A 15,638-nucleotide genomic window follows, 5' to 3' on the forward strand; every position below is an offset into this window, starting at 1 on the left:
TGGTGCTGCTGGCGAGCGGTATATGGGCGTGGTGGCCGCGAGCAGGGGGCTGGTGGCGGGCGCTGCGGTTCAAAACGCGCGCCGTGCCGATCCGGCGACTATACGACTGGCACAAGCTGGCCGGCCTTTCCGGACTGATCCTGTTGCTGGTCGTGACCGCGACGGGGGTGATGCTCGACCTGCCCGACCAGACCCGGCCGATCATCTCCAGCGTCTCGCCGCTTTACCAGACACCCAAGCCGGCCGTCATGCCCGGAAGCACTCGCTTGACCATCGACGCACTCATCATGCGGGCACGCGAGCGCTTTCCCGACGGTGCGCTGGCCTGGATCGAAACGCCCGCCAGCCCGACCGGGACGGCTCGGATCAATCTCGCCCGTCCCGGCGAGCCGAGCCGGCGGTTCCCACGCACCAACGTCTGGCTCGATCCCTATAGTGGTCGCATCCTTGCCCTTCGCGACGGCTTGGCGGACAGTGGTGGGGACAAGGTGCTGAACTGGCTCCACCCGCTGCATGGCGGCGAGGCTTTCGGGCTCACCGGCCGGCTGCTCGCACTGGCCGCAGGGATGCTGCCGACGATCCTCTTCGCAACCGGAATCGTGCGCTGGCTGCAGCGGCGCGACTATTCTAAGCGGCGTACCTCGACGAGCTGAGGCGTGGCAGAAGGAAAATGCATGAGACGGAGAGTCACATGGTTGGTCGCCTGGTTCGCCATCGCTTCTCCGGCGGCTGCGGAACCCGCACGCGTCGTCGTTCGCGTGCTGAGCCAAGACGGCAAGTTCATCGGTGATCATACCGGTGGCGCCCGCATAACGATCCGAAACGCGCAGACCGGCGAGATCCTGGCGCAGGGCGTGACCAAGGGGGGGGACGGGGAACACCGAACGCATCATGCGGTCACGTGGCCGATCACCGCTTTTGAAGTCCGACGATGCAGCGTCCTTCGTCGCGGACGTGGACATTGCCAAGCCTACTCTGGTCGATCTTGACGTAGCCGGGCCCCTCGGTCGACCGCAGTCGCTCGTTCATGTGAAGTCCCAGCGCTGGATTATTCCAGGCGAGCCGGTCGACGTCGGCAACGGTTGGATGGTCGAGCTGCCTGGGCTGGCGATCACGCCCACCAGTTCGCGTGATGGAAGCCGCCTTCTAGTTCGAGCCAAGGTCGAACTCATGTGTGGATGCCCGATCACGCCCGGTGGAGAGTGGGACGCCTCCGAATACGAGGTTACCGCGATCGTCTGGTCGAACGGAAGACGTCTTTCGACCGCACCACTGGCGTTCGTCAGCTCGCCCGGGACGTTCGGGGGGTCGGTTGATCTTCCTGAAGATGCAGGGGCCCAGGTCTATGTAGAGGCGACCAACAAGAGGACCGGAAACGCGGGTGTGGTTCCAGTAGCCGGCGCGGCACCTACTGATACGACGCCAACACAAAGTAGATGACGTGGCATGCACGACATGATCTGACGTTCGAACATCTCGCGTACGAAGTCCTGTGCCGTCATCTTCTAGCGGAACCGGGAAGGGGTGTCTCCGGTGCAGCGACAGCACCCGTCTTGACGGGATAGCACGCGTCCTGACGACGGCGATGGCTAGGGATGCTGTCCATTCCAGGACCGCCCGGTGCAAAGCGGGGTCAACACTCGTGTTCGAAGCTTCGCACCTTGCATCTCGCTTTGCCCCGCCGGATGTCCGGTCACGCCATCCGGTGGATCGCCATGACGACAGGGCTCATGTCAGAAGCTCAGGCCCATCCGGACGAACATCGTCCGCCCACCGAAGCCGAACGGCGAAATCGCATTGTAGGGTTGGGAGCCGGCGTTGTCTGCCCCGTTGGTTCCGGCCGCAACCGAAGCGACAGTCGAAGCGATGTTCTCGTCCGGATAGACGTCGAACACGTTCTGGGCGCCGGCACTCAGGCGCAGCAGGCGCGTCGCCTGCCACGAGACCTCGATGTCCGTCAGCACGTCAGCGCCGAAGCGCTGGATGATGTCGGAGTTCGCGCTGGTGGCGGACGCCGGCACGAGAGCGACGTCGTAACCTGGCGTGAGTGCGGCGATCTGAGCGGGGGTACGGTTGGTCAGGGCCACGGTCGATACCTCGCCGTAGCGCGTGTTCGTCAGCGAGATCGCGAACGGCCCGCGAGAATAGTTGAGGTCGAGCGTCACCTTGGTTCGCGGCAGGCTGTCCGAGAAGCGCAGCTGTTGCGTCAGGTCGAACAACGGTGTGGTGATGCCAAGCGCGGCGAGCGGCGCAGGCGTCCCCGCGATGCGATCGAAGACGGTCTTGTTGTAGTTGCCGGCGAGCGTTCCGCTGAACAGCCCGTCCGCGATGCGGGTGCGATAGTTCACGATCAGGTCGACGCCCCTGGTCCTCGTGTCGACCGCATTGGTCAGGTAGGACAGGGCGCTGAAATTGCCCTGGCCATTGGCGGCAAGGAAGCTGGTCAACCGAGCGTCCTGGAAGGTCGAGGAGATCGCGATGCGATCGCGGACCTTGATCTGATAGGCATCGAGCGTTGCCGTGAAACCACCGGATTCGAGGACGACACCAGCCGAAACGTTGCGCGACTGCTCGGGCTTCAGGTCGGTCGCCCCGGCAAGGCGGGCTGCCGGACTATCGACGGACGCCACGCGCACGATCGCCTGCTGGCCGTTCAGGATCAGCGTGTTCGAGGCGTTGTACCCAGATTGCGCGAGCGCAGGGGCTCGGAAGCCCGTGTTGTACGAGGCGCGGGCTGCCAACCCGCCGAAAAGGCCGAGGCGTCCCGCCAACTTGAAGTTCGTCGTGCTGCCGAAGTCGCTGTAGTCTTCATGTCGCACCGTACCCTGCAGGAGCAGGCGGTCGAACAACATCTTCTCCGCGTCACCGTACGCCGCCCAGCTGCGACGACCGAGCGAAGCGCGATCGTCGGCACTGTTGCTTGGACCCGGCTGCGCGCCGATGATCGCCGGCCGTCCGGCATTCGGCCCGTCGAGGATCGGCACACCGCCGTTCAGGTACCCTGCGGGTGCTCCGGAAAACAGGCGATAGGTTTCCTCGCGATATTCAAGGCCTGCTGCGAGTTTGAGCGGTTCGGCGTCACTCAGCGGTATCTCGCGCGTCACGTCGAGATTGTTCGTCCACTGGTAGAAGTCGGAGCGCAGCCGGTCGAACCGCCGAGGCGTCGATGCCCCGTAGGAGACGTTGACGCTATTGTCGTAACTGAGGTTCTGCGTGTTGAGGCCGAAGACCGTCGACAGATCCCAGCCGAATCCCGCTAGATCCTCACCGCGCAGTCCAATCGCCGTCGACAGGTTCTCGATCCTGGAATCCAGAATGGGCCGGTACCCGTCGGGATTGATGCTGCGTATGGTCTCGTCCTGCCCCGCTCGACGGAAGAAATACTCGATGTCGCCATCGAGACGGTTGTAGCCACCGAACGCGTAGACCTCGACGTTCTCGGAGGCGGGGGCGACGAAGTTGTAGAACAGTTGTGCGTTCGTGTTGGGCTGATCCCCGAAGCGGAACACGTTGCGATCGATCATCGCTTCGCGCGGGTCGAGCGTGCCGCTCGAGGGCGTCAGGCCGGTGCCCGAGCCGTAGTTGCCCGAAATCGCGGTGGGCCGTCCGGCAGCGTTCGTCCCGAAATACTGCTGTCTGGTATCAGGCCGGGACCGGTCGGTGCCCTCGTGCTGCTGGAACGAAGCGGTGAGCCGGAACACACCGTCCTTGCCCACGCGGACACCCGACGAAACGCTGGCCTCTCCGTAGGCACCGTCGCCTTCGGTCGTGATTCCACCAGTCATCTGCGCACGTGTCCCGACCGACCGGTCGAGGATGAGATTGATGACGCCGGAGATGGCATCCGACCCATATTGGGCGGACGCGCCATCGCGCAGCACCTCCGCACGCGACAGCGCGAACGATGGAATGGCGTTGAAGTCGACCGAGACGTCGCCGCGACCGATGCCGTTGCTCGAATTGAGATCGCTCGAGGTGTGCCGTCGTTTGCCGTTAACCAGCACCAGGACCTCGCCCGGTCCGAGACCGCGCAGCGAGGGCGGCACGAGATAATCGCCGACGCCGGATCCCAAGGGCCGCGGCGTGTTGAAGCTTGGTACCTCTACCTTCAGCTGCTGGATGAGGTCGATCCGACCGCTCTGCTGAAGCTGATCTCGCCCGACCGAATCGACCGGCGTCGCCGACTGGGTCGACGTCCGTCCGCCAAATCGGCTGCCGGTGACGATGATCGCCTCTCCCTCTGCATCTGCCGAGGGATCACGTTCCTGCGCGAGGGCGGGCATGGCCGCAGCCGTGGAAAGCAGGAATGCTGCACGACATACACGAGAATTCACGCTAGACCCCTTTTACGTAATGTTATCTTGTATCATCTCGGGCTTTGACCCGGGGATCGACGAGGGTCAAGCAGGAGCCGTGGATTTGAACGGACGAAGAGCATTCATGAAGATGGTCGGCGGCACCGCTGCGGGAACCTCGCTCACCGGGGCGCTGCCCGTACCCGACCGCGCGAGGGACGACGTCGCGGCACGCTACGATGTCGATCGCCGCTTCGCCAACTTCGACGCCGCCTATTATGGCCCGATGACCAGCACGGTCGCTGCTACCTACCGTCGTCATGGCGAGTGGGTGAACCGCAACAACGCCGTGTTTCTACGCAGCGCCCTACCTGGGCCGTCGCGTGACGACAGACTGCAGCAGTCGACGGACAGCGTAGCCGGTCTCATCGGCGCTCGTACCGGCGAGGTCGCGCTATGTGGCGGGGGCACGGAAGCGCTCTACGGTCTCATCGTCAACTACCGGCCGCTGAGGGCCGGAGAGGCAGTCATCACCGCCGACGTCGATTATGACGAGATGCAGCACGCCATGGCCTACCTCGCATCGTCGCGCGGCGCGCAGCATGTACGTCTCGTGGTTCCGGAGCCCTCGACGACGGCCAACATCCTCGCGGTCTACGCGAAGGCCCTGCGCGAAGCGCCCCGGGCGCGACTGATACTCCTTACGCACGTTTCGAACCGGAACGGGCTCGTCCTACCCGTCCGCGAGATCGCGGCCATGGCCCGGAGGCAGGGCGTCGACGTCATTCTGGACAGTGCGCAGTCCGTCGGTCTGCTGCCTGTCGACGTGGACGACCTCGGTATCGATTTCATGGGGTTCAGCCTCCACAAATGGGTGGCTGCCCCGCTTGGGACCGGCGCGCTCTACATCCGCCGCGAGCGGCTTGGCGATGTCACGCCGTGGCTAGGGAACCACATCCACGAGGAGGATGACATCCGTGCCCGAGTGCCGACCGGCACGATCGACTTCGCTGCAAGGCTGACCATACCCACAGCCGTCGCCGAGCATCGTGCGTTCGGACAGGCGCACAAGCTCGAAAACCTGAGAGCCAAACGTGAACAATGGACGAGCGGCGTCCGTAGCTTGCCTGGCTTGCAGCTGGTCCATTCCGAAGAACCGGGCCTGTGTGCCGTCATCGGTGCCTTCAGACTTCCCGGTCAGAAAGGTTGGAATCAGGCGCGCGCGGCACAGCGGCGTTTCATCGACAAGCATCAGGTTCTTGTCGTCGCGAAGCAGGGATTGGCATCCGGACCCGTCCTGCGGGTAACGCCCAGCCTGTTCAATACGGACGGCGAACTAGAGCGACTGGTGGACGCCATCCGGGCAGAGCATGCCCGGGTTGCCTGATTGCGGAGGCGGGAGATTCCTCGCACCGACCCCGTACCTACCCCGAACGATAGCTTCGGGCTGGCTGTACTTCCGCGCGGACGACGCCGCCGCCGAACTGCCCACTGGCTTCCGCAGAGTTCGTGGACCGTCCGGGCAAGGGCGTCTGGACACCGAGGCGAAGCTGTCAGTGGCCTCGAAACCGGGGCGGGTGAGCGTCGAGGTGATACTGAAGGCGGCGCGCATCGAGCAGGCTGCCGACCGGCCGATAGATCGCTTCAAGGCGATCGGCGGCGAAATCGAGATGTCAGAACTCAGGAGCAAGGCATGCCAACCTTTCGTCAGCTGGAATACCTGGTCGCGATCGCCGACGCACGGAATTTCCGGCGGGCTGCCGCGGCTGCACATGTTTCCCAACCAACGCTGAGCCAGCAGCTTCGTGTGCTCGAAGCCGAACTGGGGGTCACGCTCGTCGAGCGCCAGCTGGTCGGGGCACACCTGACGCCGGTCGGGCGGGACATCGCCGACCGTGCCCGCAAGCTGCTGGTCGAGCGACAGGACCTCTGCGATCTCGCCTCTACCGCCCGCGATCGAGCCGTCGGGACGATCAGGTTCGGGGTCACGCCGACGTTGGGGCCGTACCTCCTGCCAGGCGTCATCGCCGAACTTGCGCGCGATCACCCCGGTCTGCGGCTCTACATTCGGGAAGGGATCCCCGACGAGCAGGCGCTGGAGCTCGCACGCGGCCAGCTCGACATGATCCTGGGGCCCCTGCCGATCCACGGCGATGCGCTCTCGATCGAACCGCTGTTCCGCGAAGATCTGGTGCTCGTCGCGTCGCCGCTTCATCCGCTCGCCGATCGCGCATCCGTGACGGCGGAGGATCTGCGCGGTGCCGAAGTCCTGAGCCTCGATCCGCGGCATCACCTCCACCGGCAGGGCATGATCCTGTGCGAGCGATACGGCATGGTCCTGCTCCGCGACTATGAGGGGACCAGCCTCGACAGCCTGCGGCAGATGGCGGCGACCGGCCTCGGGCTGGCGATCCTGCCGCGGCTGTACCTTTGTTCCGAAGTCGGTGGCGACGCCGGGGTCAAGGTCCTGCGACCCGACGGCTGGAACGGGCACCGGATGATCGCCGCCTGCTGGCGCGAAAACGCCGCGAACAGCGCGCTTTATGGAATGATCGCAAACCGCGTGTCCGAAAGCGCCACCAGGATCATGAACGAATTCCGATAGTGCGACGCTATCAATATGCCCTTCGACTATCGATTGGCACTCACACCATGAACCCGCCATCTCGGTCCTGCGAGCAACGCCGATCACCCGGGACGCTCCGCAAAGAGAAGGAGACAGGCCGTGAGTACAGCATGCAAGCGGTTGAAGGACCAGCGAGGACGAGGGCCGCCTCGGCGGGCTTCGATACCGATCGGGTTTGCCGCATCGATCGTCATCGCCCTGATTGCAACCCCCGCGCTGGCGCAAAGCGATGTCCAGACATGGGGCGGCTTCCTCGCAAGCGGAACGGTCCGGGGGCAGCTCGGGGTGTGGGCCGAAGGGCAGATCCGGGTCACAGATGACATCGGGCATCTCGGGCAACGCAACCTGCGGCTCGGGCTTGGCTGGGAGCCATCGCCCGATCTCTCGATCTACGGAGGCTATGCGGTCTTTCGCAATACGCCGGTCGACGATCGTGCATCATCGACCGAGCATCGCACTTGGCAGCAGCTGCTCGTCACGCTGCATTCGTCTCCGAAGCTGCGGCTGATCGGGCGGACGCGGACCGAACAGCGGTGGCGCGAGAATGCGAGCGGAACGTCGTGGCGGGCACGACAGATGCTGCGCGGTGTGATGCCGCTGGGCAAGCCCGGCGCGCCGTCCGCCATCGTGACGAGCGAAGTCTTCTTCGAACTTGCCGACACGCGCTGGGGTGTCAGCTCCGGGCTCGATCAGATCCGCACCTTCGCCGGTGTCGGCATCCCCCTGAAGCCCGGCCTGTCGACCGAGATCGGCTATCTCAACCAGACGCTGGTCGGCCGCGACCGGCCCGGTCCCAACCATATCGCGCAGATCACCCTGGTTGCCCAATTCTGAAATTCCCTCACCTGAAAGGACGATCCATGACCATTTCCCGACGTGACATTCTGACCACCGGCACGCTCGCATCGATTGCAGCCGCAACGACGGCGACCTCTGCTGGCGCGGCTGATCCGATCGTATCGGCCACTCCCCAGCTTACGCCTGACGCGGCGTTACGACGGCTGAAGGACGGCAATGCAGGGTTCGTCGCGGATCGGCCGGTCAAGTCCGACCTGTCGCGCGCCCGGCGTCTCGCACTCGCCGAGGGCCAGCAGCCGTTCGCGACGCTCGTCGGCTGCTCGGACTCGCGCGTCGGCCCCGAACAGCTGTTCGGTGCGGGCCTCGGCGAATTGTTCATCGTCCGCACCGCCGGCAACAATGTCGATACCGCGGGCATGGGCTCGATCGAATATTCGGTCACGGCGCTCGGTGTGCCGCTGGTGGTGGTGCTGGGGCACGAGAAATGCGGCGCCGTCGCGGCCGCGGTCGACGTCGTGAACAAGGATGCCCGGCTGCCGGGCAGCATCGGGCGCATGATAGAGCCGATCATCCCCTCGGTTCTGGTCGCACGGCGCGCCGGTGCGACGAACGAGACGCTGCTGAACCGTACGATCGACGAGAATGTCCGCCGCATGGTCGATCGGCTACAGAACTATTCGGAGCCGATGCTGCTCGAACCGCAGCGTCAGGACAAGCTGAAGGTCGTCGGAGCGGTCTACAGCCTGGCGACCGGTGCGGTGCGCTGGCTCTAGCAGTAGGGAGCGGTGAAGGTAATAAGCAAGAACTACGTCGCGATTTCCACAAGAAGGAGAAGGGCCGATGCGCCGATCGTCCATTTTAGCCAGCGCGGCCGGTGCCGCGCTGGCGAGCACGGTGTCCGCACAGGAAAGTGCGCCGCGGATGCAAGCGGTGCAGGTCGACGCCACGCGACCTGACTGGGAGAACCCGGAAGTCTTCGCAGTCGGAAAATTGCCGGCTAGCTCAACCGGTTTCCCATTCGAGACTCGCGCCAAGGCGTTGGCGGGCGTCGAAGCGTCGTCGGACCGGTTTCTGACGCTGGATGGCGACTGGAGATTCTCGCTGTCGCCCGACGCGGATCGACTGCCGGCGGGGTTCGAGCAACCGAACTACGATGCGTCTTCCTGGAAGACGATCAAGGTCCCCGCCGATTGGCAAGCCGAGGGTTTCGATCAAGCCCGCTACAACAACATCACCTATCCCTTTCCCGCCAATCGCCCGCTGATACCGCATTCGACGAACCCGGTGGGATCGTATCGCCGCACCGTAGACCTGCCCAGCCGCTGGACCGGCAACGACGTGGTCCTGCACATCGGTGCAGCAGGGTCCGCATATTACGTCTGGGTCAACGGCGTGAAGGTCGGCTACTCCGAGGATTCAAAGCTGCCGAGCGACTTCGACGTCACGCGCTTGATGAGACCTGGGCGGAACACGATCGCGATCCAGGTCTTTCGCTGGTCCGACGGAAGCTATCTTGAGGATCAGGATTTCTGGCGCGTGTCGGGGATCGAGCGCTCGGTCTACCTGGTGTCGACGCCGAAGACGCGGGTCCGGGACGTGTTCGTCCGTGCGGGACTCGACGCGGCATACCGTCACGGAAAACTGGCGATCGACATGACGGTGACGCCGGGCGCCGCAGCTACCGCACGCGCGCTGGTGTTCGACGGGGCCCGCCTGGTCACGCAACGCAGTGCCACGGTCGCGATGGCCGACGGCGAGCGTCGCGTGACGCTGACTGCCACCGTGCCGGCGGTGAAACCGTGGACCGCCGAGACGCCGGACCTCTACACGCTGGTGACGGAACTCGTCGATGCGCGCGGAACCGTTCTCGAGTCGACTGCGCGAAGGATCGGCTTCCGTACCGTCGCCATGATCGATGGACGCGTCACGGTGAACGGCAAGCCGATCACGATCCGCGGCGTCAACCGTCATGAGCATGATCCCGAGACGTTCCACGTCATCAGCCGGGCGTCGATGGAGCAAGACGTCCGGCTCATGAAGCGCGCCAACATCAACGCGATCCGCACCTCCCACTATCCGAACGACCCGTATCTCTACGAACTGGCCGACCACTATGGCCTGTACGTCATGGACGAGGCGAACATCGAGAGTCACGCGTACATGGACTACGCCAACAAGCATCCCGATGAGCGCGCCCGGTTCCAGATCGGCTTCGATCCGGCCTGGAAGGCCGCGCACGTAAGTCGGGTCACGAACATGGTCGAACGTGACAAGAACCATCCGTCGATCCTGTTCTGGTCGCTCGGCAACGAGGCGGGGATCGGGCCCAACTTCGAGGCCGCCGCCGCTGCTGCGAAGGCACGGGATCCCGACCGATTGATAAGCTACCTCGGCTGGGGCACGTGGGACGGGATCAGCGACCATCGACCCAACTGGTATGCCGACATCTACGCGCCGATGTACGATCCCGCCGTCAAGCTCGCCGACTATGCGACCAACTGGAACTTCAAGCAGCCGGTCATCCAGACCGAATATGCGCACCTGATGGGCAATTCGGGAGGTAACCTGAAGGACTATTGGGATACGATCTACGCTCATCCGAACAAGCTGCAGGGCGGCTTCCTCTGGGACTGGGTGGATCAGTCGATGTACCGCTATGCGAAGGACGGTCGGCGCTACTGGGGGGATGGTGGCGAATATGGCCCTAATCCCGGCGGCGAGATCGAGTTCGGCGACGGTCTGCTCCAATCCGATCGGACGCCCAACCCGGCGCTGTACGAGGTCCGCAAGGTCTACGCGCCGATCCAGTTCGACGGCTTCGACGGCGCGCGCGTGACGGTCCGCAACCGTCATGACTTCAGGGACCTTTCGGGCTTCGCGTTCGACTGGGAGCTTGCAGAGAACGGAATCGTCGTCGCGGGCGGCAAGCTGCCCGACGTGAAGGTCCCGGCACGCGGAACCGCGGTGATCGCGCTGCCGGTCGCGAAGTATGATCGCCGCTCCGGCGCCGAGTACTTCGTGACCGTGCGTGCGCGAGCGAAGGAGAACGTGATCCCTCTGGTCCCCGTCGGTGCGATCGTCGGCTGGGAGCAATTCGCGTTCGGTGTTGCACCGGCCCCGCCGGCCCAGCAGACCGGGGGGCTGGTCGCCCTGCGGGAGGCGGGCGACACGATCAGGCTCTCGGCGAAGGACACCGTTCTCGTCGTTGATCGTCGCACGGGCCTCATCCGCAGCTACGCGGTCAACGGTCGTGACATCGCTTCGGGCGGTGCCCCCAACTTCTGGCGTGCGGTGACAGACAACGATATCGGCATAGGCACCGACAAACAGCTCGCCGCATGGAAGGCTATGAGCGGCGGGAGGACCGTGCGATCGGTGCATGGTGCGGGTTCGACCGTCACCGTCGATTTCGCACTGGGCGACGGAGCTGCGACCTTCAAGACCACCTACACGATGGCGGGCGACGGATCGGTGGCGGTCTCGGCCGCCCTTAACCCGATCAAGGCCGACCTGCCGCCGCCGTTCCGGGTCGGGCTCGCCTTTGCGATGCCGACCGACATCACCACGGTCGAGTGGTATGGGCGTGGACCACACGAAAGCTATGTCGATCGCAAGACGTCGGCACCCATCGGGCTCTGGCGTGGCGCGATCGCGGAGCAGAACCACGATTACATCCGGCCGCAGGAAACCGGCAACAAGGTCGATGTCCGTTGGATGGAGCTGGCGGGTGCGGGCAGGGGACTGCGCGTTGCAGGCGACGCACCGCTGATGATGACCGCACTGGCCTTTCCCTATGCCGATCTCGATCGCCATGCGCCGGGCAGCTGGAAATCGACCGATGTCGTACCGCACGGCCAGGTCACGCTGTTGATCGACTCCGCGCAATGGGGGGTAGGGGGCGACACCCAATGGAGCGAGTTCGGCAAGCCGCTTCCGAAGTACCGTACGACGCTCGCGCCGACGCGCGTCGCCTTCCGCCTAACCCCTTTCACAGGGGAGGGAACGACCCCCGACAAGGCGCAGCAGGCTCGCCCAACGGAGAACGAATGATGCGAATGATGTTCAGCGCGATCGCGCTCGTCCTGGCCAGTCCAGTATCGGCCCCTCCGTCCGCCGGGGCATCGGCGCTGGGACTGCATCCTCGAACCTAATCCCAGATCCGGAACAGCCATCCCTGCGAAAGTTGGAGTGCGGCATGCCCGTCGCCTACGTCGTGCATGCCTTCAGTCCCATCTGAACCATCCCGACAATCGACTTCGCATCCGAACGGGTACGATTCCGCGAACTGGTCGCCTAAACGGCTGCGATCGCGATCGAAGACACGGGCCAAGGGCGCTTGTCCAATCCACCGGTGTCGAACTATCCTGCCGGTTTAAGGTATCGGGTCAGCACAGCCGAACCGGACGGTATGAGGATCGGCGCGAATGGTAGACTCACAGGGCTTCCGCTGGCTTCATTTCAGCGACATCCATGTCGGGGTGAGCGAGCAGGACCGCGTGTGGCCACGATCCGCAACGGTTCTGCTGGACGATCTGGAAACGGCTCACAGGAAGACCGGCGGCTTCGATGTCGTCGTATTTTCCGGCGACCTCGCGCAGCGCGGCAGCCCCGCGGAATTCGATGGGTTCCAGGTCATACTCGATCGCATCCTCGACCGCCTTGCCCAGCTAGGGCCGAAACCTCCGGTCATAACGGTCCCCGGCAATCATGACCTGACTCGCCCCAATGGTCTCGACCCGATCGCCCTCACGCTTGCCCGGTACTGGAGCATACCGGAACTGCAGCAGGGCCTATGGTCTGACGATCAATATCTCGATTTCCTAAATCGCACGTTCTCCGGCTACACCGCATGGCGATCGAAGGCCATTGCAGATGGGCTACATCTCCCGCCACACCGTGAGGGACTGCTACCAGGTGATGCATCCTATCTCCTCGACGCCCCCGCCGGTAAACTCGGCGTCGTCGCGCTCAACTCCACGTGGCTGCAGCTGGGTGCCGGCGACTATGAGGGCAACCTCCACGTCGATGCACGACAGCTTCTTGCGATCGCTGGTCCGTCACCTGACGATTGGACCCGGTCGAACGATGCCAATCTACTGGTGACCCATCAGCCGTCTTCCTGGTTCCGCAGAACTAGTCCCGCTACCTGGGACAATGATCTCGATCCTGCGGGCCGCTTCGATCTTCATCTGTTCGGACACATGCACGAGCCGGAAACTCGTGCAACGCAGCATGGTGGGGGACCCAGCCGCAGACGCGTCCAGGCCGCTTCCCTGTTCGGCCTCGAACGCTATGGTGACGGTCACCGCCGCATTCAGGGCTACTCCGTCAACCGTCTGGAGATCGATGGTACAAGACGAAAGCTGACGAGTTGGCCTCGCCGGCTCATCGAAGTGACGGGTGGTAGATGGAAGCTCGCACCTGACAACAGTCAGGACATCGACGAGGAGGGCGGCGGGCTGAGCATGTCCTACGAAGTCGAGCGTCGAGCCGACGCACCGACTTCGGCCGCCTCCGATGTCATCGTCTCAAGCCGTCCCCGGTTGGCAGACCTGGCGCCTTCCGCCTTCGATCTGGACGCCTTGCAGCATCCGCTACCCAAGGCAACGGCTCACCTCAAGGTGCGTCGTGTAGAACAACAAGCCAGTCTGAGGCACCTTACGGCCGTGCGTGCCATCTGGCTTTCGGCCGATTGGGGAATGGGGGAGGATGGATTCCTTGCATCCTTGTGTCCGCAGATAGGGGTTGCGCGAAATCGGGTCTTCAGTCTCGATTTCGCTGCCTTCACCGACAACGACGGTTTCTACGACGAGTTGCGAACCCGCTTCGGCGTGACGTTCCAGCAGATGTGTGTCGCGATCGCCAATGCCGGACCGTGCATCCTCATACTCGACGACGTGGACGCAGGCCCAGCGGCGGCCAAGACCGAACGTGCCGTCGAAGCGCTGGTGCATCCGCTTCTGGACTACGCGCCGGAGGCAAAGGTCGTGATCCAGACTAGGCGGAAACCCAGATTCTCGACGTTCCCGCTCATAGAACTCTCTGCGCTGGATGAGCCTGACGTGGCCACGTATGCCCGTGAAAGCGAACTCGGCGGAGATCGCTACGCTCGGCCCGACGTCGTATCGAGCCTCCATCGGCACACCGATGGCGTGCCGTCGCGCCTCGACGATGCGCTACGCGATCTGGAGATCGTATCGGTCGGCGATCTGATGGTCGCGAATCCGGACCTTGGCGATGCCTCGGCCGTGACATCATCCGCGCCGCCAGCGCTCGTCGCAGCGGTGACGGAACTCGAGCGGTCGGACGACAGGTCGGACGAGCGCGCATTCAATCTGCTCCTCGCTCTCGCCACCCTGCCAAAAGGCGAGCAGTTGAACAGGCTGACACGTTTCCTGGGTCCCCATCCATTCCATCCAGCCCATGCCAGAACCCTGCTGGAACGGTCGTTGATCGACACCGCGACCGTGACCACGCTCGACGGCATGCCTGACGACAGCACGCGCAAGGCACTCGTGGTGTCCCGTCCCGTCCGCGATTACGTGCGCAGCATAATGAGCGACGACGTCGTCAGATCGTTCGATGCCAAGGCGCTCGAGATGTACTTCGGCGGTGACTGGATGACCGGCAGCATCGCCACTTCGCAGACCGGACGGCGCGTCAAGGACGCATTATGCGACGGCTACGAGATCCAAAATGCGTGTACCCTGATATTGCGTGCGGGCCGGCGTGCGCTTGACGAGGAGAACCCCGTCGAGATCGGAGCCGTAATCCGGCTGGCCTCAGCCTTCGTCGAAGTCCTCATGACGGGCGATCATTTCAGAAGCGCAGCGTCGCTGTGCGAAGACACCATCCAAATGCTGGGCGGGGAGGCGAAGTACGCTCGCGAGATCAACGTGCTGCGTTATGAACTCGCGCGGGGCTACCGGATGAGCGAGCGCGTGCCGGAAGCAGCGCGGGAGTTCCAGGCTTTGGACCACTCAATGCTGAGCAAAGGCCAACGGCAGAGCGCCGAACTCGGTCTGTCGCTGGCTCTGAAGCGCGAGGGAGACGTCATCGGCTCTGTCGCAGCGGCGGAGCGCGCCATCGCAATTGATCGGCGTTCGATCAATGCAGTGCAGGCCAGGACTATACTCGCCAATCAGATCGTCAATGCCGACGAACGCAGGGTCGAACTTCAGCGCCTTCTCGTGGCCGCCCGAAAAGCGAAGTCGATCACCGTCACCAACAACATTCTGATCGATCTCGCCCGAGCCGAAAAAGACGACGCGGCCGCAGCGACCATACTCAGCGAGGTGGCGCAGGCGCCGCGGGGCAAAGCCGACTACTACAACGGCGTGAGGGCGATAGTCGATCTCGCTTCTCGACCGCGATCGGGTCAACCGCTTCCGCAAGCCGATCGCTCCCGCCTCGTCGATGCGTACCATTTCCTCTGGAACGAACGCCTGTTCGCAATCTTCGACCGCTGTCACGAAGCGCTCTGGTCAGACTTCGAAAAGACGGGTGAAACGGAGAATCTTCTGAACCTCTTCAGGCACAGCTCCTTCATCTGGCGCTTGAACGGGCGTGAGGATCTAGAGGCGGAGTATCTTGCGAAACTCGTGGCAATGGTTCGAGAGGTTCTCGCCGTCGAAGCGGTCCTGGCGACGCGGGACGGATCATATTTCATGGTCCGCGTCTCCGTGGTCCTCAAGGGGATCGATTTTCGACCAAAAGCCTGAGAGCCGCGCGTTTGCTGGAAGCCGGCGGGTCGTTAGTCATCGTCGATGCCGTAGCCCGTCATCGCCAAATGCGCGTTGGGCGGGTGTCATGGGTTGATCTGGTGCCCATTGGACCGGGATTGCAGCTCATCGTGGGGCTGTATCGCCTTATCGCTCGTCCGCTGAGTTCATACGTTGCTAAGATGCGATCTGAACGCC

The 15,638-nt window shown here is 63.8% G+C and carries 9 protein-coding genes; 8 read left to right on the top strand and 1 reads right to left on the bottom strand.

Features of this window, described 5'->3' with window-relative positions; translation table 11 throughout:
- On the top strand, positions 1 to 653 hold a 653-nt coding region (locus IFS44_RS15305), incomplete at its 5' end, for a PepSY-associated TM helix domain-containing protein (RefSeq protein WP_192099092.1).
- A 265-nt stretch (positions 654 to 918) separates the two neighbouring features.
- A complete protein-coding gene (locus IFS44_RS15310; RefSeq protein ID WP_192099093.1) occupies positions 919 to 1,440 on the top strand; it encodes a hypothetical protein in 522 nt (173 codons plus the stop codon).
- A 293-nt stretch (positions 1,441 to 1,733) separates the two neighbouring features.
- Here IFS44_RS15310 and IFS44_RS15315 read toward each other — a convergent pair whose 3' ends face one another.
- Positions 1,734 to 4,283, bottom strand: a complete 2,550-nt coding sequence (locus IFS44_RS15315) for a TonB-dependent receptor plug domain-containing protein (protein ID WP_192099094.1) — start codon at positions 4,281 to 4,283, stop codon at positions 1,734 to 1,736.
- Positions 4,284 to 4,440: 157 nt separating this feature from the next.
- Here IFS44_RS15315 and IFS44_RS15320 point away from each other — a divergent pair, with 157 nt between their 5' ends.
- The 6 genes from IFS44_RS15320 (at position 4,441) to IFS44_RS15350 (ending at position 15,440) form a co-directional block, all read left to right on the top strand.
- Positions 4,441 to 5,682, top strand: coding sequence for an aminotransferase class V-fold PLP-dependent enzyme (locus IFS44_RS15320; RefSeq protein ID WP_244650351.1), 1,242 nt, complete (start codon positions 4,441 to 4,443; stop codon positions 5,680 to 5,682).
- A 306-nt stretch (positions 5,683 to 5,988) separates the two neighbouring features.
- Entirely contained in the window at positions 5,989 to 6,900 is a 912-nt protein-coding gene (locus tag IFS44_RS15330; protein ID WP_192099095.1) for a hydrogen peroxide-inducible genes activator, read from the top strand.
- 120 nt (positions 6,901 to 7,020) lie between these two features.
- Positions 7,021 to 7,755: a DUF2490 domain-containing protein gene (locus IFS44_RS15335; protein ID WP_192099096.1), complete on the top strand. Its 735-nt coding sequence runs from the start codon at positions 7,021 to 7,023 to the stop codon at positions 7,753 to 7,755.
- A gap of 26 nt (positions 7,756 to 7,781) precedes the next feature.
- Entirely contained in the window at positions 7,782 to 8,492 is a 711-nt protein-coding gene (locus IFS44_RS15340) for a carbonic anhydrase (RefSeq protein ID WP_192099097.1), read from the top strand.
- A gap of 67 nt (positions 8,493 to 8,559) precedes the next feature.
- Positions 8,560 to 11,769: a glycoside hydrolase family 2 TIM barrel-domain containing protein gene (locus tag IFS44_RS15345; RefSeq protein WP_192099098.1), complete on the top strand. Its 3,210-nt coding sequence runs from the start codon at positions 8,560 to 8,562 to the stop codon at positions 11,767 to 11,769.
- A gap of 374 nt (positions 11,770 to 12,143) precedes the next feature.
- Positions 12,144 to 15,440 carry a metallophosphoesterase family protein gene (locus tag IFS44_RS15350; protein WP_192099099.1) on the top strand — a complete coding sequence of 1,099 codons (3,297 nt, stop codon included), beginning with the start codon at positions 12,144 to 12,146 and terminating at the stop codon, positions 15,438 to 15,440.
- The last annotated feature ends 198 nt before the right edge of the window (positions 15,441 to 15,638 follow it).

Origin of the sequence: Sphingomonas sp. CFBP 13706, assembly GCF_014842355.1 — a bacterium.
Lineage (GTDB): Bacteria > Pseudomonadota > Alphaproteobacteria > Sphingomonadales > Sphingomonadaceae > Sphingomonas > Sphingomonas aerolata.

What these genes read in the sequence shown, in the direction of transcription:
- IFS44_RS15315 (WP_192099094.1), bottom strand. Translation starts at nt 4,283, where the DNA reads ATGCCCGCCCTCGCGCAGGAACGTGATCCCTCGGCAGATGCAGAGGGA.
- IFS44_RS15320 (WP_244650351.1), top strand. Translation starts at nt 4,441, where the DNA reads ATGAAGATGGTCGGCGGCACCGCTGCGGGAACCTCGCTCACCGGGGCG.
- IFS44_RS15330 (WP_192099095.1), top strand. Translation starts at nt 5,989, where the DNA reads ATGCCAACCTTTCGTCAGCTGGAATACCTGGTCGCGATCGCCGACGCA.
- IFS44_RS15340 (WP_192099097.1), top strand. Translation starts at nt 7,782, where the DNA reads ATGACCATTTCCCGACGTGACATTCTGACCACCGGCACGCTCGCATCG.
- IFS44_RS15345 (WP_192099098.1), top strand. Translation starts at nt 8,560, where the DNA reads ATGCGCCGATCGTCCATTTTAGCCAGCGCGGCCGGTGCCGCGCTGGCG.
- IFS44_RS15350 (WP_192099099.1), top strand. Translation starts at nt 12,144, where the DNA reads ATGGTAGACTCACAGGGCTTCCGCTGGCTTCATTTCAGCGACATCCAT.